Source organism: Pseudoalteromonas sp. SR45-4 (genome assembly GCF_014163535.1).
Taxonomy (GTDB): domain Bacteria; phylum Pseudomonadota; class Gammaproteobacteria; order Enterobacterales; family Alteromonadaceae; genus Pseudoalteromonas; species Pseudoalteromonas nigrifaciens.
This window is the reverse complement of sequence record NZ_JACJDO010000008.1, coordinates 1-23201: the sequence shown is the minus strand read 5'-3', so window position 1 is coordinate 23201 and position 23201 is coordinate 1. Positions and strand designations below refer to the sequence as shown.

18 protein-coding genes, 5 tRNA genes and 2 pseudogenes are annotated in these 23201 nt (G+C 39.9%); 21 read left to right on the top strand and 4 right to left on the bottom strand.

The window, feature by feature from the left end; genetic code table 11:
* Positions 1-78: 78 nt before the first annotated feature.
* The 6 genes from truA to purF all read left to right on the top strand — a co-directional run bounded on the left by truA (position 79) and on the right by purF (position 6070).
* Positions 79-873, top strand: a complete 795-nt coding sequence (gene truA / locus H5058_RS05515; protein WP_011328733.1) for a tRNA pseudouridine(38-40) synthase TruA — start codon at positions 79-81, stop codon at positions 871-873.
* Between the two features lie 154 nt (positions 874-1027).
* Positions 1028-1903: an acetyl-CoA carboxylase, carboxyltransferase subunit beta gene (gene accD / locus H5058_RS05510; protein WP_011328732.1), complete on the top strand. Its 876-nt coding sequence runs from the start codon at positions 1028-1030 to the stop codon at positions 1901-1903.
* Positions 1904-1928: 25 nt separating this feature from the next.
* Positions 1929-3194 carry a bifunctional tetrahydrofolate synthase/dihydrofolate synthase gene (folC, locus tag H5058_RS05505; RefSeq protein WP_086998467.1) on the top strand — a complete coding sequence of 422 codons (1266 nt, stop codon included), beginning with the start codon at positions 1929-1931 and terminating at the stop codon, positions 3192-3194.
* An 11-nt stretch (positions 3195-3205) separates the two neighbouring features.
* Positions 3206-3835: an SPOR domain-containing protein gene (locus H5058_RS05500; protein WP_179808016.1), complete on the top strand. Its 630-nt coding sequence runs from the start codon at positions 3206-3208 to the stop codon at positions 3833-3835.
* Between the two features lie 195 nt (positions 3836-4030).
* Positions 4031-4525 (top strand): CvpA family protein, encoded by a 495-nt coding sequence (locus tag H5058_RS05495; RefSeq protein ID WP_041454502.1) that lies wholly within the window; start codon positions 4031-4033, stop codon positions 4523-4525.
* Between the two features lie 18 nt (positions 4526-4543).
* Positions 4544-6070 carry an amidophosphoribosyltransferase gene (gene purF, locus H5058_RS05490; protein ID WP_011328728.1) on the top strand — a complete coding sequence of 509 codons (1527 nt, stop codon included), beginning with the start codon at positions 4544-4546 and terminating at the stop codon, positions 6068-6070.
* A 93-nt stretch (positions 6071-6163) separates the two neighbouring features.
* On the opposite strand, the gene H5058_RS05485 is transcribed toward purF, so the two are convergent.
* On the bottom strand, positions 6164-6763 hold the full coding sequence (locus H5058_RS05485) for a Yip1 family protein (RefSeq protein WP_011328727.1): 600 nt from the start codon (positions 6761-6763) through the stop codon (positions 6164-6166).
* Positions 6764-6986: 223 nt separating this feature from the next.
* Here H5058_RS05485 and H5058_RS05480 point away from each other — a divergent pair, with 223 nt between their 5' ends.
* Positions 6987-7754, top strand: coding sequence for a tRNA isopentenyl-2-thiomethyl-A-37 hydroxylase MiaE (locus tag H5058_RS05480; protein ID WP_011328726.1), 768 nt, complete (start codon positions 6987-6989; stop codon positions 7752-7754).
* Between the two features lie 18 nt (positions 7755-7772).
* Here H5058_RS05480 and H5058_RS05475 read toward each other — a convergent pair whose 3' ends face one another.
* Together H5058_RS05475 and H5058_RS05470 are read right to left on the bottom strand one after the other, a co-directional pair.
* Complete coding sequence (locus tag H5058_RS05475) at positions 7773-8513, bottom strand: UDP-2,3-diacylglucosamine diphosphatase (protein ID WP_011328725.1); 741 nt, start codon at positions 8511-8513, stop codon at positions 7773-7775.
* Between the two features lie 112 nt (positions 8514-8625).
* Entirely contained in the window at positions 8626-9117 is a 492-nt protein-coding gene (locus H5058_RS05470; protein WP_011328724.1) for a peptidylprolyl isomerase, read from the bottom strand.
* A 155-nt stretch (positions 9118-9272) separates the two neighbouring features.
* On the opposite strand from H5058_RS05470, the gene cysS reads away from it, so the two are divergent.
* Positions 9273-10652: a cysteine--tRNA ligase gene (gene cysS, locus H5058_RS05465; RefSeq protein ID WP_182677216.1), complete on the top strand. Its 1380-nt coding sequence runs from the start codon at positions 9273-9275 to the stop codon at positions 10650-10652.
* 188 nt (positions 10653-10840) lie between these two features.
* Positions 10841-11737, top strand: coding sequence for a DMT family transporter (locus tag H5058_RS05460; RefSeq protein WP_179808013.1), 897 nt, complete (start codon positions 10841-10843; stop codon positions 11735-11737).
* A 30-nt stretch (positions 11738-11767) separates the two neighbouring features.
* Here H5058_RS05460 and folD read toward each other — a convergent pair whose 3' ends face one another.
* A complete protein-coding gene (gene folD, locus H5058_RS05455) occupies positions 11768-12622 on the bottom strand; it encodes a bifunctional methylenetetrahydrofolate dehydrogenase/methenyltetrahydrofolate cyclohydrolase FolD (protein WP_182677214.1) in 855 nt (284 codons plus the stop codon).
* 345 nt (positions 12623-12967) lie between these two features.
* Here folD and H5058_RS05450 point away from each other — a divergent pair.
* From H5058_RS05450 to H5058_RS05395, 12 genes and pseudogenes are all read left to right on the top strand, one after another.
* Positions 12968-13044: transfer RNA gene (locus H5058_RS05450), tRNA-Pro, on the top strand.
* A gap of 116 nt (positions 13045-13160) precedes the next feature.
* Positions 13161-13237, top strand: a tRNA-Arg gene (locus tag H5058_RS05445).
* Between the two features lie 23 nt (positions 13238-13260).
* Positions 13261-13336 (top strand) — tRNA-His (locus tag H5058_RS05440).
* 15 nt (positions 13337-13351) lie between these two features.
* A tRNA-Pro gene (locus H5058_RS05435) sits at positions 13352-13428 on the top strand.
* Positions 13429-13492: 64 nt separating this feature from the next.
* Positions 13493-13569 (top strand) — tRNA-Pro (locus H5058_RS05430).
* Between the two features lie 456 nt (positions 13570-14025).
* The gene (gene tig / locus H5058_RS05425; RefSeq protein WP_011328721.1) at positions 14026-15330 is read left to right on the top strand and encodes a trigger factor; all 1305 of its coding nucleotides are present in this window, start codon (positions 14026-14028) and stop codon (positions 15328-15330) included.
* Between the two features lie 164 nt (positions 15331-15494).
* The gene (clpP, locus tag H5058_RS05420; protein ID WP_011328720.1) at positions 15495-16112 is read left to right on the top strand and encodes an ATP-dependent Clp endopeptidase proteolytic subunit ClpP; all 618 of its coding nucleotides are present in this window, start codon (positions 15495-15497) and stop codon (positions 16110-16112) included.
* Between the two features lie 132 nt (positions 16113-16244).
* A complete protein-coding gene (gene clpX / locus H5058_RS05415) occupies positions 16245-17528 on the top strand; it encodes an ATP-dependent protease ATP-binding subunit ClpX (protein ID WP_011328719.1) in 1284 nt (427 codons plus the stop codon).
* Positions 17529-17677: 149 nt separating this feature from the next.
* Complete coding sequence (gene lon, locus H5058_RS05410) at positions 17678-20038, top strand: endopeptidase La (RefSeq protein ID WP_182677212.1); 2361 nt, start codon at positions 17678-17680, stop codon at positions 20036-20038.
* Between the two features lie 170 nt (positions 20039-20208).
* Positions 20209-20517: pseudogene (locus tag H5058_RS05405) on the top strand (HU family DNA-binding protein); the annotation flags it as partial.
* 171 nt (positions 20518-20688) lie between these two features.
* Entirely contained in the window at positions 20689-22590 is a 1902-nt protein-coding gene (locus H5058_RS05400) for a SurA N-terminal domain-containing protein (protein ID WP_182677210.1), read from the top strand.
* A 302-nt stretch (positions 22591-22892) separates the two neighbouring features.
* Positions 22893-23201 (top strand): annotated as a pseudogene (locus H5058_RS05395) (transposase); the annotation flags it as partial.

Below are 23201 nucleotides of genomic sequence, written 5' to 3'. Positions count from 1 at the left end.
ATAGCGCAGCTGCTTTTATTGCATCGCTAGATAGCATAAAATGCCCCGTTCATTAGCACAGTAGGTAAAGCAGTAATTATGCGAGTAGCACTTGGAGTTGAATACAACGGCGCACGCTATAGTGGTTGGCAACGACAATCACACGTAAACAGCGTACAACAAGAAGTAGAAACAGCGTTATCGCGTATTTGTAATCATCCGGTTGCAATTGTATGCGCAGGGCGTACCGATGCCGGTGTGCATGGTACCGGGCAAGTTGTGCACTTTGATACAGATGCACCACGCGATATGGTGGCATTTACTTTAGGCATGAATACATTGTTGCCAAAAGATATTGCTATTCGTTTTGCTCAGCCAGTGGCTGATGATTTTCATGCTCGTTTTAGTGCTACAGCACGCCGTTATCGTTATGTTATTTATAATAACCCACTTCGTGGTGCGGTATTAAACGAAGGTGTTACGCACTTTCATCACACGCTTGATGAAACTAAAATGCAAGAAGCGTGTCAGTATTTAATAGGTAAATACGACTTTACGTCGTTCCGCGCTATTCACTGCCAAGCAAATACTGCTATTAGAACAATTCAGCATTTATCGGTACAGCGCCAAGGCAGTTACGTTATTATAGATATTAAAGCCAATGCTTTTTTACATCATATGGTACGTAATATAACGGGTTGTTTAATGGATATAGGCTTACATAAACAACAACCTGTTTGGCTAAAAGAATTGCTAGATTTAAAAGAGCGAGCAAAGGCAAGTGCAACCGCTAAAGCTGCCGGTTTATACCTGGTAGATGTTGATTATCCTGAACAATTTAACATACCTAAAACGCCATTAGGACCTTTGTTTTTACCAGATATTAGTATTTAATTAGGTGGTTTTTAACTGTTTAATCTAAGCGCTGGCAACTACTAAGACCAGTTTTTGATACCGTGTTAGTGTAATTCATGTTTTAATTGAGAAAATTTGTTTGCATGATAAGCATGCAAGCTCGCGACACAGAACAGCATTAAGAGAGTTGCAAATGAGTTGGCTAGAAAAAATCTTACCTAAAACGACAAAAGCATCAGGTCGTAAAGAAATTCCAGAAGGTGTTTGGGCTAAGTGTACATCGTGTGATTCTATTTTGTATAAAGCCGAATTAGAAAAAGCATTGAATGTATGTCCTAAGTGCGATCATCATATGCGTATTAGTGGGCGTAAGCGCCTTGAGTATTTTTTAGATGAAGGTGACCGTGTAGAACTTGGTACACAGCACGAACCTAAAGATGTGCTTAAATTTAGAGACTCAAAAAAATACTCTGACCGTATTACAGCGGCGCAAAAATCAAGTGGTGAAAAAGACGCGCTTGTGGCAATGAAGGGACATTTAAAAGGTATTCCTGTAGCTGCTGTAGCATTTGAATTCTCATTTATGGGCGGTTCAATGGCATCGGTAGTAGGTGCACGTTTTGTTGACGCTGTTGATCAATGCTTAGAGCATAATATGCCACTTATTTGTTTTTCGGCTTCTGGCGGCGCACGTATGCAAGAAGCACTTATTTCATTAATGCAAATGGCTAAAACCAGTGCCGCGCTTGCTAAAATGACAGAAAAAGGCTTACCATTTATTTCAGTTATGACTGATCCAACAATGGGCGGTGTTTCTGCATCGCTTGCTATGTTGGGCGACATTAACGTAGGCGAGCCAAAAGCATTAATTGGTTTTGCAGGGCCGCGTGTTATTGAGCAGACAGTGCGTGAAACACTCCCTGAAGGTTTTCAGCGTAGTGAATTCTTGCTTGAACACGGTGCAATAGACATGATTATTGACCGTCGTGAAATGCGCGATACATTGGCACGCATTTTGGCTAAGTTTATGAACTTGCCTTCTACTGAGCAAGAGCATAGAGTAGCGTAAATTTAAGCTTTATTGATCTAACGCTATGACAAAAACAATTCCTAGCCAATCATCAAGCCTTGATGATTGGCTTTTTTATTTAGAAAGTGTTCACCCTGCAAATATTGCAATGGGGCTAGAACGCGTTGCCAGTGTTGCTAATAACATTGGGCTATTAAACACCTCAAGTAAAATTATTTTGATTGCCGGTACCAATGGTAAAGGCACCACAGCACGCTGCCTAGAGTCGTTACTTTTAGCGCAAGGCCTTAGCGTAGGTACGTATGCTTCACCACATTTAACGCACTATAACGAACGTGTACGGGTAAATGGGCAAGAGCTTAGCGATCAGTATCATGTTGATGCCTTTCATTTACTAGAACAAGGGCGCAAAGATACCGCACTCACTTATTTTGAATATGGCACCTTGGCTGCGCTGGCAATTTTTAAGCGCTGTGAGGTTGACTACGTACTCTTAGAGGTAGGTTTAGGCGGGCGTTATGACGCCACTAATATTGTTACGCCTTTTGCGAGTGTTATTACCACTATCGATTTAGATCACAAAGAATACTTAGGTGATACGCGCGAACTCGTTGCTTATGACAAAGCGGGTATTTTTCGTGAAAATACGCCGGCTATTATTGGCGATTTAAATATTCCCCATACCATGACTGATTATGGCGATGAAATAAATGCCAAGATGGTTTTATCAGGGAGTGACTTTATATTTAAAGAACACGCAGATACCTTTAGCTGGCAATACCAACAGTACAACCTTGAATTAGCTAAACCAGCAATTCCTAGTCAAAATGCAGCAACAGCGTTAACCACGCTAAGTGTGTTAAATTTACTCCCGAGTGAGTCGGTGATCAAAGCCTGTTTAGCAAACCTGGTTGTGGAAGGGCGTTTTGAGCAGTTAAGCGACCAACCCTTGGTATATACCGATGTAGCGCATAATCCTGAATCGGCTCGATATTTAGCAAGTAAATTACTAAGCTACAAAGATAAAGGCTTTAAAATTCATGCATTAGTCGCTATGCTTGCCGATAAAGATAAAGCAGGTGTGCTTAAAGAAGTAAGCCATTTAGTTGATCAATGGTCGTTAGCGAGTTTAAATGGCCCTCGTGGTGATAGCGCTAGCAACTTACAAAATGCGCTACAAAGCATACCGCATAATGATATTAAGCATAGTTATAATAGCGTAGCAGCAGCACTCGATGTAATTTTGCCAACACAACAAAACGACACAGTTTTGATTGTTTTTGGTTCATTTTTTACCGTTGCTGGCGCTATTGATTACTTTAAAAAATAGAGAGAATATCGGTGAACTCAAGTTTTATAAATCGCTTAGTCGGAACAAGTATCGTGGTAATAGCAGCAATTGTGTTTATACCTAACATACTTGATGGTGAAAAAGTGCACTATAAAGAAGGCTTTAAAGCGATTCCAGAACGCTCTGAGTTCAAAACAATCGATCTGCAGCAAGAAATTGATGAAAACGTAGCCGGGGCAGACTCGTTGCAACAAGATGAGATAGAAGACATTCAAGCAGATGATATCGCTTTTGAACAACAAGCTAACATTGCTCAAAGTGACTATACATCAGAAGCTAAAGTGGTAGAGGCGGTAATAGCACCTAAAGCTCAACCACAAGCAGCTGCGCCGGTACAATCAATCAAGCCACGCCAAAACAATGAGAACCTAACCAGCATGGCTTATGTCATTCAATTAGGTAGTTTTTCTCATGCCGCAAACGTAAAAGCGCTGCAAGCAAAGCTGCAAGCTAAAGGGTTCAAAACCTTTACTAAGCCAGTAAAAACGCCAAACGGTACATTAACTAAAGTATTTGTTGGCCCATCGCTTAATAAAAATGAGTTACAAAAGCAATTACCAGCACTTAAAGAGCTAACTAAGCTCAATGGTAAAATAACGCAATTTGAAGTAACCAAGTAACGTATTGCACCTAGCCTTGTGTGCAAGGTTAGGTGTTTTTATTAGTCGTATTACACTTCTCATATGTTGGTCAAAACTATTTTAATTAAGGTTAAAATTTACTGTTTTGGGCAACCAGTTATCTCCCGCTTAAACTTGCATATTAACGATGTTTAGGTATAGAATGCGCCCCAAATTAGCGACTAATTGGTTCTTATGATCTGGGTTGATTACGCCATTCTTGGCATTATTGCACTATCTACCGTCATCGGTTTAATACGCGGCTTTGTTAAAGAAGCTATGTCATTAGCTGTATGGGCTGGCGCTTTTATCATCTCTAGCTTGTTCTATCAATATTTAGCTTCCTTCCTAACTACCATTTCTGAACCCCTTTTAAGAAATGCAGCGGCCATAGCCATATTATTCTTTGTGACGCTATTGTTGGGCGGTTTACTAAACTACATTTTAGGTGAATTAGTACAGCGTACTGGTTTATCAGGCACCGACCGTGTTTTTGGCATAGTGTTTGGTGCTCTTCGAGGCGTGTTGGTCGTGAGCGCGTTACTCTTCTTTCTTGATGCTTTTACAGGTGCGCCTAATACGCATTGGTGGGGCAACTCTATTTTGATTCCGGAATTTGGCTTTGTTGTTGAATGGTTTTTTTCATACCTTGAAAACAACTCAAGCTTTTTAAATTCAGTAAACCGTTAATCGGCGAGGATAAATTACATGTGTGGTATCGTTGGAATAGTCGGAACATCGCCAGTTAATCAGGCGATTTATGATGGCTTAACTGTTTTGCAGCATCGCGGCCAAGACGCCGCGGGTATTATTACCATTGACAACAATACGTTTAGCTTACGCAAAGCAAATGGTTTAGTGAGAGATGTATTCCACACTCGCCATATGAAACGATTGCAGGGAACAATTGGCATAGGCCATGTTCGTTACCCAACAGCAGGCTCGTCAAGCTCATCAGAAGCGCAGCCATTTTATGTAAACTCTCCTTTTGGTATTGCATTAGCACATAATGGCAACCTAACGAATGCAGAAGAGTTAAAAGAGCAATTGTTTTCAGAAGCACGACGCCATGTAAACACCACCTCTGACTCAGAAATATTGCTTAATATTCTTGCGCATGAGTTAAGTAAATCAAACAAGCTACAGCTTGGCGCAGAAGATATTTTTACCGCTATTACCGAAGTAAATAACAAAGTGAATGGCGGCTATGCTGCTATCGCGATGATTATTGGCCACGGTGTGGTGGCGTTTCGTGACCCTAATGGTATTCGTCCATTGGTATTTGGTAAACGCGAAAGCGCAAAAGGCACCGAATACATGTTTGCTTCAGAAAGTGTTGCACTAAAACAAGATGGTTTTGAATTTATTCGTGATGTAGCACCCGGTGAAGCTATTTATGTAACCGAAAACGGTGAATTTCACTCGTTAAGCTGTGCAGATAAAGTATCTTATTCACCATGTATTTTTGAGTTTGTTTATTTTGCTCGCCCCGATTCAACCATTGACCGTATGTCTGTTTATGCAGCACGGGTAAATATGGGAACTAAATTGGGTGAAAAAATAGCACGTGAGTGGGCTGATAAAGACATTGATGTGGTTATTCCTATTCCTGAAACATCGTGTGATATTGCGCTCGAAATAGCCCGTGTTCTTGATTTACCTTACCGCCAAGGTTTTGTTAAAAACCGTTACATTGGCCGCACATTTATTATGCCAGGCCAAGAGTTACGTAAAAAATCGGTGCGTCAAAAGTTAAATGCCATAGATCGTGAGTTTAAAGGTAAAAACGTATTACTGGTTGATGACTCAATTGTGCGTGGTACTACCTCAGCGCAAATCGTTGAAATGGCTAGAGAGTCGGGTGCTAAAAATGTTTATTTTGCATCAGCTGCTCCTGAAATACGTTTTCCTAATGTGTACGGTATTGATATGCCATCTGCAGCCGAGCTGATTGCTCATGGCCGTGAAGTGGAAGATATTAATGCAAGTATTGGTTCTGACGGTTTGATTTTTCAGTCATTAAAAGATTTGATTGCAGCGGTTGGCAAAGAAAACCCTGAAATCACTAAATTTGAAACATCAGTATTCGATGGCCAATATATAACTGGCGACATTGATCAAGATTACTTAAATCGTATTGATAAAATGCGTAATGACTCTGCAAAAAGTACTCGCGAAAATGCGATGTCTTCAGGGTTAGAAATTCATAATCAAGATGAAAACGAATCAGACTAATCGTTAAAAATATTTAAATAAAAAAGGAGCTAATTAGCTCCTTTTTTTTGTGCAAAAAAGCACAAATACTTTTACTCCAACGCGGTGCAGTGCTTATGTAAACATGGGGCTCACTATTCCATTAGTCCATAGCATAGCGGTAACAGCTAAAATAATAACCAGTAAAATTAAGCCACAAGTTACTACAGAGCTTGCGTAAATAAAGCCTCGTTCTTCTGGTATATGCATTAATATTGGCACACCGGTATAAAGTAAGTACACCGAGTAAGCCAAAGCAACCATGCCTACGCACACCACAAACCATAAATGTGGTAAAAAAGCAGCTAGTGCCGACATAAATACCGGGGTTGCAGTATAAGCTGCTAGTTCGAGAGCTTGAGTGAAAGTGGGCTGAGCACCAAAGGTTACTCCCATCCAGTGGGCTAAATAAGCCAAAGCAAATATACCCGCAATTAGCGCCACATACATTGCAATTGCAATAAGTAGTGCACTGTCATGGGTTAAAAATACGGGGTTTCCTGTACCTATGCTCCATCCTAAATATACCGATGAATAGTACCCCATAACTGAGGGAAATAGCGCTATCAACACAATATGCGAGAGGCTATAAGTTAGGCTTTCATGGCGGTTATCAATTGTTTGCCATTCTTCAAGTGGGTGAGCGTAAAGCCCCCATAGGTGGTTTAGTATCATAGTGTTTACTCCATAAAAGTAACTTATTAGTTTTTTACTGTTTTATTTTTATACAGTCACTATACAGTTATGGTTCACTTGCAATACAAAGTCAAGGCAACATTGTATTAACATTTTGAAGTTGTAAATGATACCCATGTAAAAGTAGGTCGTGGTGATCTTTTAAAAAGGTTTCATGGTAAAATCGTTATTAAGTTTAAAGTTATACTGAGATATGCAAAAAGTGTCTACGCAACAATTATTAGCGCCAATTTTAAGTTTTTTAAAATGCGAAACCCCACAGCAGTGGGTTGATGAAGCGATAAAAAAAGAAAATTTATCGATTATATTAATTGACCATTTGATATGTGAATTAAAGGCAGCGCAATCAGCGATGTTTTTAATTCGTAAGTATGCGGTGGATAAAGAAAGTAGCGACGCTCTGCTTGAGTGGCTAAAACCGTTTGAAACATTAATTTATAAACGTGAAGGCAATTGGCGTGACTTAGCGGCTAAAAACAAGCTTACCAAGGCTATTATTCCTAAATCTAACTCGCCGTATGGGCAAGAGTTAATCGATAAAATGGTGATGCTAATAAAAGAAGAGTTGCATCATTTTTATCAAGTATTAGAAATTATGGACGAGTACGGTGTTGAATATAGAAGTATTACCCCATGTCGTTATGCTAAAGGTATGCTGCGCAATGTAAAAACCTTTGAGCCAGATGCTCTGGTCGATAAGCTTATAGTGGGTGCTTACATTGAGGCGCGATCGTGTGAGCGTTTTGCTAAGCTTGCTCCGCATGTAGATAAACGTTTAGGTGACTTTTATATATCGCTATTGCGCTCAGAAGCGCGACATTATCAAGATTATTTAACGCTGGCGCAAGAAATTGCCGACTTTGATATTACCGAGCGAGTGCAGTTTTTTGCAGAAAAAGAACGTGAGCTCATTGCAACGCCCGATACCGACTTTAAATTTCATAGCGGTATTCCTGCATTAAAAAACTAACCTTTTGTAGCACTCATTTTACGCCTTAAAAGGAGTGCTAATTAACTTTTGAGCCTGTGGTGTAACCACTAAATATGAGCCTTGGGTGTACCAGTCACCTAAAACCGTACGCGTTAAAGTTTCTTGGTTTACTGTGTAAGTATGCACATTAGGGCGATGAGTATGACCGTGGATCATATTAGTGACCTGGTGCTTAGCAAAAGTAGCGAGTACGGCGTCATCAATCACATCGAGTATTTCAAGGGGTTTATTGGCTTGGCTAAGTTTACTTTTTTCACGTGCATTACGGGCTATTTTTTTACGATACCATAGTGGCATAGCCAACATTAGTTTTGGCCACCACCATCCACGGCTTTTACGACGAAACTTTTGGTACTCTATATCTTGAGTACACATTTCATCGCCATGTAAAATAACCGTTGGTGTACCGTATAAATCTATTACGGTTTGCTCATCAAGTAAGGTCATACCTGCCATTGCGGCATACTTGTCGCGCATAATAAAGTCGCGATTACCATGAATAAAATAAACCGGTGTACCGCCATCACTGACTGCTTTTAAATGCTTTGCTACATTAGCGCTCAGCGTTGTAATGTAATCATCGCCAACCCATACTTCAAAAAAATCACCTAAAATGTACAGTGCATCTACATCTTGATTAAGTATGTGCGTATTTAAAAAGCTAAAAAATGCCGCGCTAATATCAGGGCGGTTTTCACTTAGGTGTAAGTCGGCAATAAAATAAGTTTTGCGAGTCATAGATGAGTCTTTTTAGATAAAATAAAAGCGGGCTTATATAAATTAAGTAAATATTTAAACTTAATTTATATTAATACCCGCTTATATACTCACATAATGTGAGTAAACGCTATTAGTTAACAGTAACGCTTTCGATAATTACATCTTCAAGTGGTACGTCTTGGTGAAAGCCGTTGCTACCAGTTGCTACGCCTTTAATTTTATTAACTATGTCCATGCCTTCAACAACTTCAGCAAATACACAGTAACCCCAGCCTTGCGACGTTTCGCTGCTGTGGTTTAAAAAATCGTTGTCGTTAACGTTAATGAAAAATTGCGCTGTAGCTGAGTGTGGATCAGGCGTACGTGCCATTGCTAAAGTACCTACTTTATTTGATAGGCCATTGTTAGCTTCATTTTTAATTGGATCATTTACTTCTTTTTGATCCATACCAGGGATAAAACCACCGCCTTGAACCATAAAACCATCGATTACACGATGAAAGATAGTGCCGTTGAAAAAGCCAGCATTTGCATACTCTAAAAAGTTTTTAACTGTGTTTGGAGCTTCTTGATCAAACATTTTAATGGTGATGTCACCAAAATTAGTGTGTAGAACAACCATGAGGTTTCCTGTATCTGGTTTAAATAGTCGCGCTATTTTATCTCAGTTAGCTAAGATTAACAAAGTAGATGTTTGCTTTGTTATAAAGCGCTAGAGCAGGGGCTTTTCAAGTGGTAACATAGCTGTTCAAGTTAATAGTCAAGGACTCAAAGTAAATGGTTAATATATACAACACACTAACGCGACAAAAAGAGCAATTTAAACCCATGGTCGAAGGCAAAATCGACATGTATGTGTGTGGTATCACCATTTATGATTACTGTCATATTGGGCATGCGCGTACCTTTGTTGGCTTCGATGTGATTGTTCGCTACCTTCGCCATATTGGTTACGATTTAAAATATGTGCGTAATATTACCGATGTTGATGACAAAATAATTAAACGCGCTAACGAAAATGGCGAGTCAATAAACGACTTAACTGTGCGCATGACGAAAGCCATGCATGAAGATTTTGATAGTTTAAACATGTTACGCCCCGATGTTGAACCAACAGTAACTGCGCACATGGATGAAATTATTGAAATGGTTGAGCGCTTAATTACCAAAGGCCATGCTTATGTTGCTGCCGATGGTGATGTATTGTTTGATGTTTCTACCTTTGAGCAGTATGGCGCATTATCGCAGCAAGATTTAACCATGCTGCAATCAGGATCGCGTGTTGAGGTTGCTCAAGATAAAGACGATCCGCTTGATTTTGTATTGTGGAAAAAAGCCAAAGCGGGTGAGCCATCATGGTCATCTCCATGGGGCGAAGGGCGTCCAGGTTGGCATATTGAATGTTCTGCTATGAGCTCAAAGCATTTGGGTGAGCATTTTGATATTCATGGTGGGGGTTCTGACTTACAGTTTCCGCATCACGAAAACGAAATTGCACAATCGTGCTGTGCAAATAATGGCAAGTATGTAAATACTTGGATCCACACGGGTATGGTGCAAGTAAATAAAGAAAAAATGTCTAAATCGTTAGATAACTTTTTTACTGTGCGTGAGGTATTAAAACAATACGACGCTGAGTCGGTTCGATACTTTTTAATATCAGGCCATTACCGCAGCCAGCTTAATTACTCGCAAGAAAACTTAGACCAAGCACGTTCATCACTTGAGCGTATTTACACGGCATTACGTGGTGTTGAGCCAGTTGAATGTGAGCTTGAGGGTAATGAGTATGTGGCTAAGTTTAGAAAAGCTATGAATGATGACTTTAATTCGCCAGAAGCATTACCGGTTGTATTTGAAGTTGCTAAAGAGCTAAACCGAGTAAAAGAAAGTGATAGCGAAAAAGCAGGACATTTAGCCTTCATTCTACGCAGCTTAGGTGAAATACTTGGTATTGCTCAACAAGCACCTGAGGCATTTTTACAAGGCGGTCAAAACGACGATGAAGTGGCTGAAATTGAGGCACTGATTGTAAAACGTAATGACGCACGTGCCAGTAAAAATTGGGCTGCAGCAGATGAAGCTCGCGATGCTTTAAATGCATTGGGTGTAATACTTGAAGATTCAGCGGGAAAAACAACGTGGCGTAAAGCATAGGGGTTATTAACCTTTGCGGATTTAGCCATAACGCGCGGATCACAAAAAAAGGGTTGCCATAGGGTAACCCTTTTTTGGTTATATCAATTGCAATAAATTGACTATGCTTTTAATAAAATTGATATTGTTGACCTCAATTATAGTTGAGGTTTTAAACTCACATTCATCAATTTAAAAATGGAAAATTAATGAATATTTTACTTGCCATGATCCCTGCTTTTTTATGGGGAACAACTTATGCGGTAACTAAATACGCAACCCCAGAGTGGCCGCCAATTTTATTAGGAGCCATACGTGCACTGCCTGCCGGTTTATTATTGTTGTTATTTAAACCTTCTTGGCCAACAGCAAAGCAATGGCCTGGTATCTTTTTAATCGGCACGATTAATATTGCGCTATTTTTTAGTTTTATTTTTGTAATGGCAATTAACCTACCTGCAGCTATTGCAGGCGTGGGTATGGTGTCAGTACCGGTAGTGGCATTATTGTATGCCTGGCTTGTTAAACGCCAACAGCCAGCGCTAGTACAAGGTTTTTGTGGCCTTGCTTTAGTGGTTTTAGCATGGTGCTTATTTGATCCACAGCATGTAGCACTTAATGTATTGGGAGTAGTGGCACTGATAGGGGCGCTATTAACTATTGTTATAGGCAGTACGCTGGTAAAAAAAGTAACCGCTAAAGTTCACTGGTGGACGGTACTTACCTGGCAGTTAATCATTGGCGGTAGCTTGTTAGCAATTGCCGCTATGGTTCAAGCTTTTTATTTTGCTCCACAGCAGTATCAATTTTTAACTGCATCAATAACTAGCACCCAATGGCTGGCGTTATTTTGGCTGGTGGTACCTAACACTGCTTTGGCTTACATCCTATATGTTTGGTTATTAGGACGAATGTCAGTAGTTGAATTTACATTTGGCACTATAGCCAACCCAATTGCCGGTATTTTATGTGCAGGAATATTAATTAACGAGCAGTATGCAAATTGGCAGTACGCGATTATGTTATTAATGATTGTGTTTTCGGTTTTGCCACAAGGCTTGGACTTAATAAAACGTAGAATGATGATACAAAAAGCCCGCAATTAAGCGGGCTCTTCATTGCTTTATTTTTGTTTATTAGCTGTGATATTTCTCACACGCTTCTAATGTATTTTCAATTAAGCTGGCAACTGTCATCGGGCCTACACCGCCTGGTACAGGAGTAATAAAGTCAGCTTTTTGTTCTGCAACGGCGTACTCAACGTCACCCACTAATTTACCGTTGTCCAAACGGTTAATACCTACATCAATAACAATCGCACCTTCTTTAACCCAGTCACCAGGAATAAATTCAGGTTTACCAACTGCAACCACTAATAAATCGGCCCGACGAACATGGGTTTCTAAGTCTTGTGTAAACTTATGGCAAACAGTGGTAGTGCAACCAGCTAACAATAGCTCTAGTGCCATAGGACGCCCTACAATATTAGATGCACCTACAACCACAGCATGCAATCCTTTATAACGCACACCCGTTGAGTCAAGTAAGGTAATAATACCTTTTGGTGTACAAGGACGAAGGGCTGGCATACGTTGGGCTAGTCGGCCTATATTGTAAGGATGAAAACCATCTACATCTTTATGCGGAGTAATACGTTCAAGAATCTTTTCTACATCAAGACCTTCAGGTAAAGGGAGTTGTACTAAAATACCGTCAATTTCTTGATCGTTGTTTAATTCATCAATTAACTCTAATAGTGTTTGCTCAGTGGTACTTGCTGGTAAATCAAAAGATTTAGAGATAAAACCAACTTCTTCACAGGCTTTACGTTTTGAGCCAACATAAACCTGGCTCGCAGGGTCGAGTCCTACAAGCACTACTGCAAGACCGGGCGCACGAAGGTTTTGTGCTACTCGCTCTGAAACGCGTTGTGCAACTGCGCTACGTACTTGTTTTGCTATTGCTTTACCATCAATGATGTTTGCCGTCATGGGTGACCTTTAATTAGGGTTAATTAGCTTGATACAGATACTTAAAATGGATATACAAAAAATAGGGGTAATGTAATAAAGAAATACTTACTTTATTAAATCCATTTTTAATATGTTTACTATTTTCGCAGAAAAGCACTAAAGCGCCAAGTTGCTTTTAGCTAATAGCGTATTTGATTATACAAAATAGTCTAAATTTCAGCCGGCTATTAGGTTATTCTGGCTATTATGAACTAAAAGTGAGCAATTGAATTGTTTTCTTAAAAAAACGTTTGACCTAACCCAGCCAAATCACTATTATGCACCCCGTTGTCAACGAGGTCACTCGCTAACAATTATAAGCATCGGCGATTAGCGCAGTTTGGTAGCGCACTTGGTTTGGGTCCAAGGGGTCGCAGGTTCAAATCCTGCATCGCCGACCACTTTCTTAAGTAATTAAGCTAAGTGGATATTATTTGGGTATTAATGCAATAGTACATTTGCACAAAGCCATTGTACTTACGTAATTAGCTTATTGGTAAACTATGAAGTTTTCGATGCGCCCATAGCTCAGCTGGATAGAGCAACGCCCTTCTAAGGCGTGGGTCGAAGGTTCGAATCCTTCTGGGTGCACCATTTGAAAACAAGTAAATACCGTGGTGATTGTAGCTCAGTTGGTAGAGCCCCGGATTGTGATTCCGGTTGTCGTGGGTTCGAGCCCCATCAGTCACCCCAATTTACAAAGAGTATCGGCGATTAGCGCAGTTTGGTAGCGCACTTGGTTTGGGTCCAAGGGGTCGCAGGTTCAAATCCTGCATCGCCGACCATTTTCTTATAAATGGTCTTAAATACAAAGTTTAAGTATTCAAAAGTTAAGTATAAAAAATATATCGGCGATTAGCGCAGTTTGGTAGCGCACTTGGTTTGGGTCCAAGGGGTCGCAGGTTCAAATCCTGCATCGCCGACCATTTTCTTTATTAACAATAATAAATGAAAATGGTTTTGATATTACACGCACTACTCACTTCAAAATCAGTATTATCGAGCACTTTGTTAAAGCAGAGATTGTTAATATTCGAAAATAAATAATAAAAACTCACTAATAAACTATTTTAGAACTTATAAACTATAACTTTATACTTTTGATTAGCTGCTAAATTAGCCTGTTTTTTATTCGCTTGATTACTAATAACACAATTGTGCTTCAAAAAATTGTTTCCTACACTCGACTATCATCAATATTACGTTATAATGCCGCGTCTATTATTTTAATATAGTGCCCGCAGGGCAGAGCAGCAATGGTATCTGGTGGTAGCGACGAATGTTTTTAAGCCACAAAGGTTTAAATTTTATCAAGACTCCTAAAGATGACTTTGTGTGTAAAGAAGGCGAACAGTCGCCAAAATTGAAGATTGAGGTAAATCATGCAAGTTTCTGTTGAGACGACCCAAGGCCTTGAGCGCCGTCTGACCATCACCGTTCCTGCAGAGAACGTTGAGAATGAAGTAAAAAAACGCTTACAACAACTGTCAAAAACGCAGCGTATTGATGGCTTCCGTGCTGGTAAAGTTCCAGCATCAGTAATTAACAAGCGTTTTGGACCAGCAGTTCGTCAAGAAGTTGCTGGCGAAGTAATGCAACGTAATTTCTATGAAGCAATTGTTTCAGAAAAAATTAACCCAGCTGGCGCACCAACATTTGCTCCAAAAGCACTTGAAGCTGGTAAAGATTTAGAGTTTTCGGCTACGTTTGAAGTTTACCCTGAAGTTGAAGTTCAAGGTTTAGACAAAATTACAGTTGAAAAACCAGCCGTAACAGTAACTGACGAAGATTTAGCTAACATGCTAGAAACACTTCGTAAGCAACACGCAGACTGGGCTGAAGTTGATACAGCTGCTGGCGAAAACGACCGTGTAACGGTTGATTTTGTAGGTACTATCGACGGTGAAGTATTTGAAGGCGGCAAAGCTGAAGACTTCCCATTAGAACTTGGCCAAGGTCGTATGATCCCAGGTTTTGAAGATAATATCGTAGGTAAAAAAGCAGGCGAAGAAGCAATTGCTGACGTAACTTTCCCTGATGATTACCATGCTGAAAACTTAAAAGGTAAAGCGGCTCAATTCACTATCACAGTGAAAAAAGTTGAAGCGCAAGAGTTACCTGAATTAAGCGAAGAATTTGCAACTAAATTCGGTGTTACCGAAGGTGGTGTTGACGCGCTTAAAGTTGAAGTTAAAAAGAACATGACACGTGAGCTAGACCAAGCGGTTAAAGCTAACGTTAAAGATCAAGCTATTAAAGGTCTTTTAGCGAACAACGAAATTGAAGTGCCTAAAGCACTAGTTGATCAAGAAGTTGACGCATTACGTCAGCAAGCTGCTCAACGTTTTGGTGGTGATGCGCAAAACATGCCTGAGCTTCCTGCTGAATTGTTCCATGAGCAAGCAGTAACACGTGTTAAAACTGGCCTTTTATTAGGTGAAGTGATTAAAGCTAACGAGATTAAAGTTGACGACGCTAAAGTTGAAGCATTAATCGCAACGGTAGCTTCTGCATACGAAGATCCAACTGAAGTAGTAGAATACTACAAAGCGAATGATCAACTTATGCAGCAAATGCGTAATGTAGCAATGGAAGAGCAAGCTGTTGAGGCTATCTTAGCTAAAGCAACTGTGACTGACGTTGAAACAGCATTTGACGACATCATGAATCCACAGCAAGGTGCTTAATAAGTCATTGACTTAAGTGCTCGCTAACGATTAAATGGCTCGTGTTACTCTGTTTATGCAGTGTGCTCGGGCCATTTTAGTTTGTGGTTCTTAATTTGCGAAAAATGATAACTATGCTTTTCTTTAATAAGGACAAGTATAAGCGCATAAGGAATTAAATAAGTATGAATATTGGTATTACAGATCCCCTAAACGCATTGGTCCCTATGGTTGTTGAACAAACACCTAAAGGCGAGCGCTCGTATGACATTTATTCGAGATTATTAAAAGAGCGTATTATCTTTTTAACGGGTCCTGTTGAAGACAACATGGCAAACCTGATTTTAGCGCAAATGTTGTTCTTAGAATCAGAAAACCCAGATAAAGATATCTTTTTATATATAAACTCACCAGGTGGTTCGGTTACTGCGGGTATGGCAATTTACGACACAATGAACTTCATTAAACCAGATGTAAGTACAATTTGTGTAGGTCAAGCTGCTAGCATGGGTGCTTTTTTACTTACCGCTGGGGCAAAGGGCAAACGTTTTTGTCTACCGAACTCGCGCGTAATGATCCACCAACCATTAGGTGGTTTCCAAGGTCAAGCATCTGACTTTGAAATACATGCCAAAGAAATCCTGTCTATTAAAGACAAGCTAAACCGCTTAATGGCTGAGCATACAGGCCAACCATTAGACGTGATTTCTAAAGACACTGATCGTGATAACTTTATGAGTGCTGATCAAGCTGTAGATTACGGCATTGTAGACTCAGTATTTAAAAATCGCGCTAGCAAGTAAGCGTTTGGCAAACAGCTAGGCTGTTTGCCACTTTGAGTTACTATGCGAAAAAATTAAATTTTGGTATAGTTAAAACGTATTGAAATAGCCATCGACCAATTTGGTGGCCAACGTATAAAATGAGGTAGCTGAATGTCTGACACTCCTACAGACGGCGACAAAAGTAGTAAATTGTTATACTGTTCTTTTTGCGGCAAAAGCCAACATGAAGTACGCAAATTAATTGCAGGCCCTTCAGTATATGTTTGTGATGAATGTGTAGAGTTGTGTAACGATATTATCAGAGAAGAAATAAAAGACATTGCGCCTAAGCACGATGCCTCTGACAAACTACCTGTACCAAAAGAAATTCGTAAACACTTAGACGACTATGTTATTGGCCAAGACCATGCTAAAAAAGTATTGTCTGTAGCGGTATACAACCATTACAAACGCCTACGTAATCAGTCGACTAAGCAAGATATTGAACTAAGTAAAAGTAATATCTTATTAATTGGTCCTACAGGTAGTGGTAAAACATTACTAGCAGAAACGTTAGCACGCTTATTAGATGTGCCGTTTACTATGGCCGATGCAACCACATTAACCGAAGCGGGTTATGTGGGTGAAGATGTTGAAAACATCATTCAAAAGCTGTTACAAAAATGCGATTACGATGTAGAAAAAGCACAACGTGGTATTGTTTACATAGATGAAATTGATAAAATTTCTCGTAAATCAGACAACCCGTCAATTACGCGTGATGTATCAGGCGAAGGCGTGCAACAAGCACTACTTAAACTGATAGAAGGCACCATAGCTTCGGTTCCACCACAAGGTGGCCGTAAGCACCCACAGCAAGAGTTTTTACAAGTAGATACGTCTAAAATCTTGTTTATTTGTGGTGGCGCATTCTCAGGTCTTGATAAAGTGATTGAGCAACGTAGCCATAAAAATACCGGTATTGGTTTTGGTGTTGATGTTAAAGAGTCTGCAGCGAGCCGCTCTTTAAGTGATACATTTAAAGACGTAGAGCCAGAGGATTTAGTTAAGTACGGCTTGATCCCTGAGTTTATCGGCCGTTTACCGGTAGTTGCTACATTAACTGAACTTGATGAAGCTGCACTAATACAAATTTTAAGTGAGCCTAAAAACGCCATTACTAAACAGTTTTCAGTATTGTTTGGTATGGAAGATGTTGAGCTTGAGTTTCGCGATGATGCCTTAGCTGCAATTGCCCACAAAGCAATGGAGCGTAAAACAGGTGCTCGTGGTTTGCGTTCAATCGTTGAAGGTGTATTACTTGATACTATGTATGAGCTACCTTCTATGGATAATGTAAGCAAAGTGGTTATAGATGAAACCGTAATTAAAGGTGAATCAGACCCAATTTTGATTTATGAAAATAATAATCAAGATAAAGCAGCATCTGAGTAGTTTTTAAGCTATTTGATTTAAAAAGGAGCCTAAGGCTCCTTTTTTTATAATTAATTTAATTGAGTACGGGAAAATCGTTGAACTTTAATTAGGTTATCCCCATATACTTGAGTAATCTTTAAAATAAATGAAGTGCAAAGAGAAATATAATGACGCTTGAGAGAACCGATCGAGTCGAAATCCCAGTATTAGCACTGCGCGATGTAGTGGTATATCCGCACATGGTGATCCCGCTTTTTGTAGGCCGTGAAAAATCAATAAAATGCCTTGAAGCGGCAATGGATAAAGACAAACAAATTTTCTTGGTTGCCCAAAAAGATGCAACCGTAGATGAGCCTGAGCAAGATGATATTTATCGTGTTGGTACTATTGCCACTGTACTTCAGTTATTAAAGTTACCAGACGGTACAGTAAAAGTTTTAGTAGAAGGTACGCAGCGCGCAAAAATTGAAGAATTTATTGATAGCGAAGAATTTTTTGTAGCTAATGCGCAGTTTATTGAATCAGAATCAATAGATGAGCATGAGCAAGATGTGTTTATTCGCAGCGCAATTAGCCAATTTGAAGGCTATGTAAAACTCAATAAAAAAATCCCACCAGAAGTACTTACTTCGGTTTCGGGGATTGACGATCCGGCGCGCCTTGCCGATACCATGGCAGCTCATATGCCATTAAAAGTGCCTGAAAAACAAAAAGTATTAGAAACCTCAAGTGTTACCGAACGCTTAGAATACTTAATGGCGCTAATGGAAGGCGAAATAGATTTACTGCAAGTTGAGAAAAAAATACGTAGCCGCGTTAAAAAGCAGATGGAAAAATCACAGCGCGAGTATTACCTCAATGAGCAAATGAAAGCTATTCAAAAAGAGCTCGGTGAACTTGATGATGTGCCAGACGAGTTTGAAGCGCTGAAAAAGCGTATTGAAGAGTCGGGCATGCCAACCGAAGCAAAAGAAAAAGCGACGGCTGAGTTAAGTAAGCTAAAAATGATGTCGCCAATGTCGGCAGAAGCCAGTGTAGTGCGCTCATACATAGATACACTAATTAGTGTACCGTGGAAAAAACGCTCAAAAGTTAAAAAAGATTTAGCTGGCGCGCAAAAAATACTTGATAGCGACCATTACGGCTTAGAAAAAGTTAAAGAACGTATTTTAGAGTACCTAGCGGTGCAACAACGTACTAACAAGCTTAAAGGGCCTATTTTGTGTCTAGTAGGGCCGCCTGGTGTGGGTAAAACCTCTTTAGGTCAATCTATTGCACGCTCTACCGGCCGTAGGTATATTCGTATGGCGCTTGGCGGTGTACGTGATGAAGCTGAAATTCGTGGCCATCGTCGTACTTACATTGGCTCAATGCCAGGTAAAATGATTCAAAATATGACAAAAGTGGGCGTTAAAAACCCATTGTTTTTACTTGATGAAATCGACAAAATGTCATCAGACATGCGTGGTGATCCCGCATCTGCATTACTTGAGGTGTTAGATCCTGAGCAAAATAGTCATTTTGCCGATCACTACCTAGAAGTTGACTACGATTTGTCGGATGTGATGTTTGTTGCTACATCAAACAGCTTTAACATTCCAGGGCCGTTACTAGATCGAATGGAAGTTATTCGTTTGTCGGGTTACACCGAAGATGAAAAACTAAATATTGCTAAACAGCACTTAATTACCAAGCAAGTTAAGCGTAATGGCTTAAAAGAGCATGAAATTGAGATAGCCGATAGTGCCATTACCGGTATTATTCGTTATTACACGCGTGAAGCGGGTGTACGTAATTTAGAGCGCGAAATATCTAAACTATGTCGTAAAGCGGTTAAAAATATTTTAATCGAAAAAGACACCACAACAGTCACTATCGATGAGCACAACCTAGAGGACTTTTTAGGGGTGCAGCGCTTTGATTACGGTAAAGCAGAAGACGGCGACCGTATTGGCCAAGTTACCGGCCTTGCATGGACTGAAGTGGGCGGCGACTTGCTAACTATTGAATGCGCTGCAGTACCAGGTAAAGGTAAGCTTAGCTATACCGGCTCATTAGGTGATGTAATGCAAGAGTCGATACAAGCAGCCATGACAGTAGTACGAAACCGAGCGGAAGAGTTTCGTATTAACAGTGATTTTTATGAAAAGCGCGATATTCATGTACACGTACCTGAAGGCGCAACGCCTAAAGATGGTCCAAGTGCAGGTGCTGCTATGGTAACTGGTTTAGTGTCGAGCTTAACGGGTAATCCGGTACGTGCCGATGTTGCAATGACAGGCGAAATTACATTGCGTGGTGAAGTACTACCAATTGGTGGCTTAAAAGAGAAATTATTAGCAGCGCATCGCGGCGGTATTAAAACGGTTATTATTCCAAAAATTAACGAACGTGACCTAAAAGAGATCCCAGACAACGTATTGGCTGGCCTCGATATTCACCCAGTTACATGGATTGATGAAGTATTAAAACTTGCTTTAGTGCACCCAGTTGATAGTTTTTCAGTCGAAACGCCGAAAAACCGATAAAAAACGCTAAAAAAGTGCTTTTAGGGGCTTTTCAAATCTAAACGGTATGATAAGTTAAGCACTGGTTTTCAAGCCTAGCCCTTATGGTTACTAGGCTTAAGAAAAATATAATCGTATGAGCATAATAGTTTGCTCTAAATTTTCAAAACAGTGATGTTAGTAAAAAACAATCGCTCTTGATAACAACAATTAAAGAGGATGATATTGTGAATAAATCTCAATTAATCGATCAAATCGCAGCTGATGCTGACATTTCTAAAGCGGCTGCAGGTCGTGCACTAGATTCATTTATCGAATCAGTTACTGGCGCACTTAAAGAAGGCGACTCAGTTGCACTTGTTGGTTTTGGTACTTTTTCAGTTCGTGACCGTGCTGCACGTTCAGGCCGTAACCCACAAACTGGCGAAACAATTCAAATTGCTGCTGCAACTATCCCTGCATTTAAAGCAGGTAAAGCACTAAAAGACGCAGTAAACTAATCACTGTTTTAAACACATTAGTTGTGGCGAGTGTAAAAATACTTAATGACCACAGAAGATGAATTAAGTAACTTTACCGCCAGTTACTTCAAGTGAAAAAGCGTATCTGGTAAGATACGCTTTTTTTACATATGACAAGGTAAAAACCTTGCTCAGAAAAGAGATAAACAAATGCTTGAGAAAATCAGAGAAGGTTCGCAAGGACCTATAGCCAAAGTAATTTTAGGCGCCGTGATTTTATCTTTTGCTTTAGCAGGAATTGGTAGTTACCTAGGTCAAACCACAGAACAACCTGTTGCTGAAGTAAATGGTATTAAAATTAGTCAAACCGAATTTAATCGTGCGTTTCAAAATGAACGAGGCCGATTAGAGCAACAGTTTGGTGAATACTTTACCCAAATTGCAGCCGATCCAAATTACATGGCGCAAATACGCCAAGGTGTAATTGACCGTTTAGTACAACAAGAACTGCAAACTCAACTAGCGGCAGAGTTAGGCCTTCGTGTAAGCGATGAAAGTGTAAGACAAACCATTTTAGAATTACCTTATTTTAAAATTGGTGAAAGCTTTAACAACGACCGTTACTTGCAAGTTATTCGTCAAATGAACTTTCAACCAGACTCATTTCGCGAGTACTTACGTAAAGACATGACACGCAGCCAGCTTGTATCTGCTGTTGCGGGAAGTGATTTTGCGCTAAAAAATGAACTTGAGAGTGCCATTGCTCTACAACAACAAACGCGCAGCATTGACTACCTAGTAGTTAATAAAGAAGCAATGCAAGACAGTGTTGTAGTGAGTGAGCAAGAAATAGCTGATTACTATGAATTAAATAGCGGCCAGTTTTTATCTCCTGAGCGTTTATCGGTTAATTACATAGAGCTAAAAGCGCAAGACATTACAGCTGCTTCAGTAACTGAAGATGACGTAAAAGCCTATTACGAACAAAGTAAAGCGCAATACGTTGAGCCTGAAAAGCGTCGTGTTTCGCATATTTTAATTGATAACAGTGAAGACGATGATGCAGCTAAAGCAAAAGCAGAGTCTTTATTAGCGCAATTAAATCAAGGTGCTGATTTTGCCGAGCTAGCAGAATCATCGTCTGATGATATTGTAAGTGGCGAAATGGGTGGCGATTTAGAGTGGATAGAACGTGATGTAATGGATCCTGTTTTTGAAGACGCAGCATTTGCGCTCGAAAATAAAGGTGACTACTCAGACGTTATAGCATCAGAATTTGGTTACCACATTATTAAACTAACCGACCTACAGGCACAGCAAGTAAAAGCCTACGATGATGTAAAAGCAGATTTACGTGCAGAACTAGAAAAAGCTGAAAAAGTAGATGCATTTTACGAAAAGCAAACAGAAATGGCCGCGCTTGCGTTTGAAATTTCAGACCGCTTAGTTGATGCAGCAGAAGCCGCGGGTGTAGAGATTAAGTCTACTCCACTTGTAGCGCTAAATGAGCTACCAGAGCCGTTAAACAGCCCTGCAGTTATTACAGCATTAACATCAGTTGATTTACTTGAAGATAAAGTAAACTCAGAGCTGATTGAGTTAGGTAATGAGCATGTTATTGTGGTGCGTGTTAATGAACATGAGCCAGCTGCCACTAAAGCACTAAGCGATGTAAGCGAGCAAATTAAAGCCAGCTTAGTTAACGAGAAAACATCAGCGCTTGCTAAAGAAAAAGCCCGTACACTCTTTGCAGAAGTACAAGCAGGCAAGAGCTTAAATGACGTTGCCGCTGAGCAAAACCTAACAGTTCGCCAAGAAGCGCAGTTAACGCGTCAGAGCTATACTGTTTCGCCAGCTATTGTGACGCAAACATTTAAAATGGCTCACCCAACTGATTCAGCAATCGTTGAGCTAGTTAATTTAAATAATGGTGATGCTGCGATTGTTGCGCTTAAATCGGTAACGAACGCTGAAGTTGCAGATAATATTGACCCACAAATTCAGCAAAACATTACCATGGCACAAGCAAACAAAAACTACATGGTGTTTATTGAGTCATTAAAAGCTCAAGCGAAAATTAACTTACCAAATGTAGCGCAAGCCGCAGAGTAAAATTCGTAATAAAATAATTAAAAGGCGCTTTTTAAAGCGCCTTTTTTGTTTGTAAAAAAGCAGCTATTAGGAAAAGTAGTTATGAGTAAGAGCAGTTATGAGTAAGAGCAGTTATTACTAAAAGAAGGTGCCAGATATCAGTAAGTGATTAACCAAACTTGGTATTTAGGTTTACAGTTGAAATATTTTTAATGCAGACACCCATTTTAAAATATTTTCAATAAAGACACCCACCCTAATATTTGTAATATCAGTGTAATTAACTATGCTCTTTTTAGTGCAATAATTAAGCAGGGTGCAACATGGCTATCGCAAGAAAGCGTCAGGTAAGTTTGGTCGATACAAAATACTATCACTGTATTTCGCGCTGTGTACGCCGTGCATTTTTATGCGGCGTAGACAACTTTACTAATCAATCGTATGAACATCGCAGAGAGTGGGTTGAAAGCAAATTACTTGCCCTCGCTAACGTATTTTGTATCGATGTGTGCGCATATGCAGTAATGAGTAATCACACCCACTTAGTACTCTATGTTGATGATAAAAAAGCCAAGCGACTAACCGATAAAGCCATTATTCAGCGGTGGCACAGGCTTTGTAAAGGCACTGTT

What these genes read in the sequence shown, in the direction of transcription:
- truA (WP_011328733.1), top strand. Translation starts at nt 79, where the DNA reads ATGCGAGTAGCACTTGGAGTTGAATACAACGGCGCACGCTATAGTGGT.
- accD (WP_011328732.1), top strand. Translation starts at nt 1,028, where the DNA reads ATGAGTTGGCTAGAAAAAATCTTACCTAAAACGACAAAAGCATCAGGT.
- folC (WP_086998467.1), top strand. Translation starts at nt 1,929, where the DNA reads ATGACAAAAACAATTCCTAGCCAATCATCAAGCCTTGATGATTGGCTT.
- H5058_RS05495 (WP_041454502.1), top strand. Translation starts at nt 4,031, where the DNA reads ATGATCTGGGTTGATTACGCCATTCTTGGCATTATTGCACTATCTACC.
- purF (WP_011328728.1), top strand. Translation starts at nt 4,544, where the DNA reads ATGTGTGGTATCGTTGGAATAGTCGGAACATCGCCAGTTAATCAGGCG.
- H5058_RS05485 (WP_011328727.1), bottom strand. Translation starts at nt 6,763, where the DNA reads ATGATACTAAACCACCTATGGGGGCTTTACGCTCACCCACTTGAAGAA.
- H5058_RS05475 (WP_011328725.1), bottom strand. Translation starts at nt 8,513, where the DNA reads ATGACTCGCAAAACTTATTTTATTGCCGACTTACACCTAAGTGAAAAC.
- H5058_RS05470 (WP_011328724.1), bottom strand. Translation starts at nt 9,117, where the DNA reads ATGGTTGTTCTACACACTAATTTTGGTGACATCACCATTAAAATGTTT.
- cysS (WP_182677216.1), top strand. Translation starts at nt 9,273, where the DNA reads ATGGTTAATATATACAACACACTAACGCGACAAAAAGAGCAATTTAAA.
- H5058_RS05460 (WP_179808013.1), top strand. Translation starts at nt 10,841, where the DNA reads ATGAATATTTTACTTGCCATGATCCCTGCTTTTTTATGGGGAACAACT.
- folD (WP_182677214.1), bottom strand. Translation starts at nt 12,622, where the DNA reads ATGACGGCAAACATCATTGATGGTAAAGCAATAGCAAAACAAGTACGT.
- tig (WP_011328721.1), top strand. Translation starts at nt 14,026, where the DNA reads ATGCAAGTTTCTGTTGAGACGACCCAAGGCCTTGAGCGCCGTCTGACC.
- clpP (WP_011328720.1), top strand. Translation starts at nt 15,495, where the DNA reads ATGAATATTGGTATTACAGATCCCCTAAACGCATTGGTCCCTATGGTT.
- clpX (WP_011328719.1), top strand. Translation starts at nt 16,245, where the DNA reads ATGTCTGACACTCCTACAGACGGCGACAAAAGTAGTAAATTGTTATAC.
- lon (WP_182677212.1), top strand. Translation starts at nt 17,678, where the DNA reads ATGACGCTTGAGAGAACCGATCGAGTCGAAATCCCAGTATTAGCACTG.
- H5058_RS05400 (WP_182677210.1), top strand. Translation starts at nt 20,689, where the DNA reads ATGCTTGAGAAAATCAGAGAAGGTTCGCAAGGACCTATAGCCAAAGTA.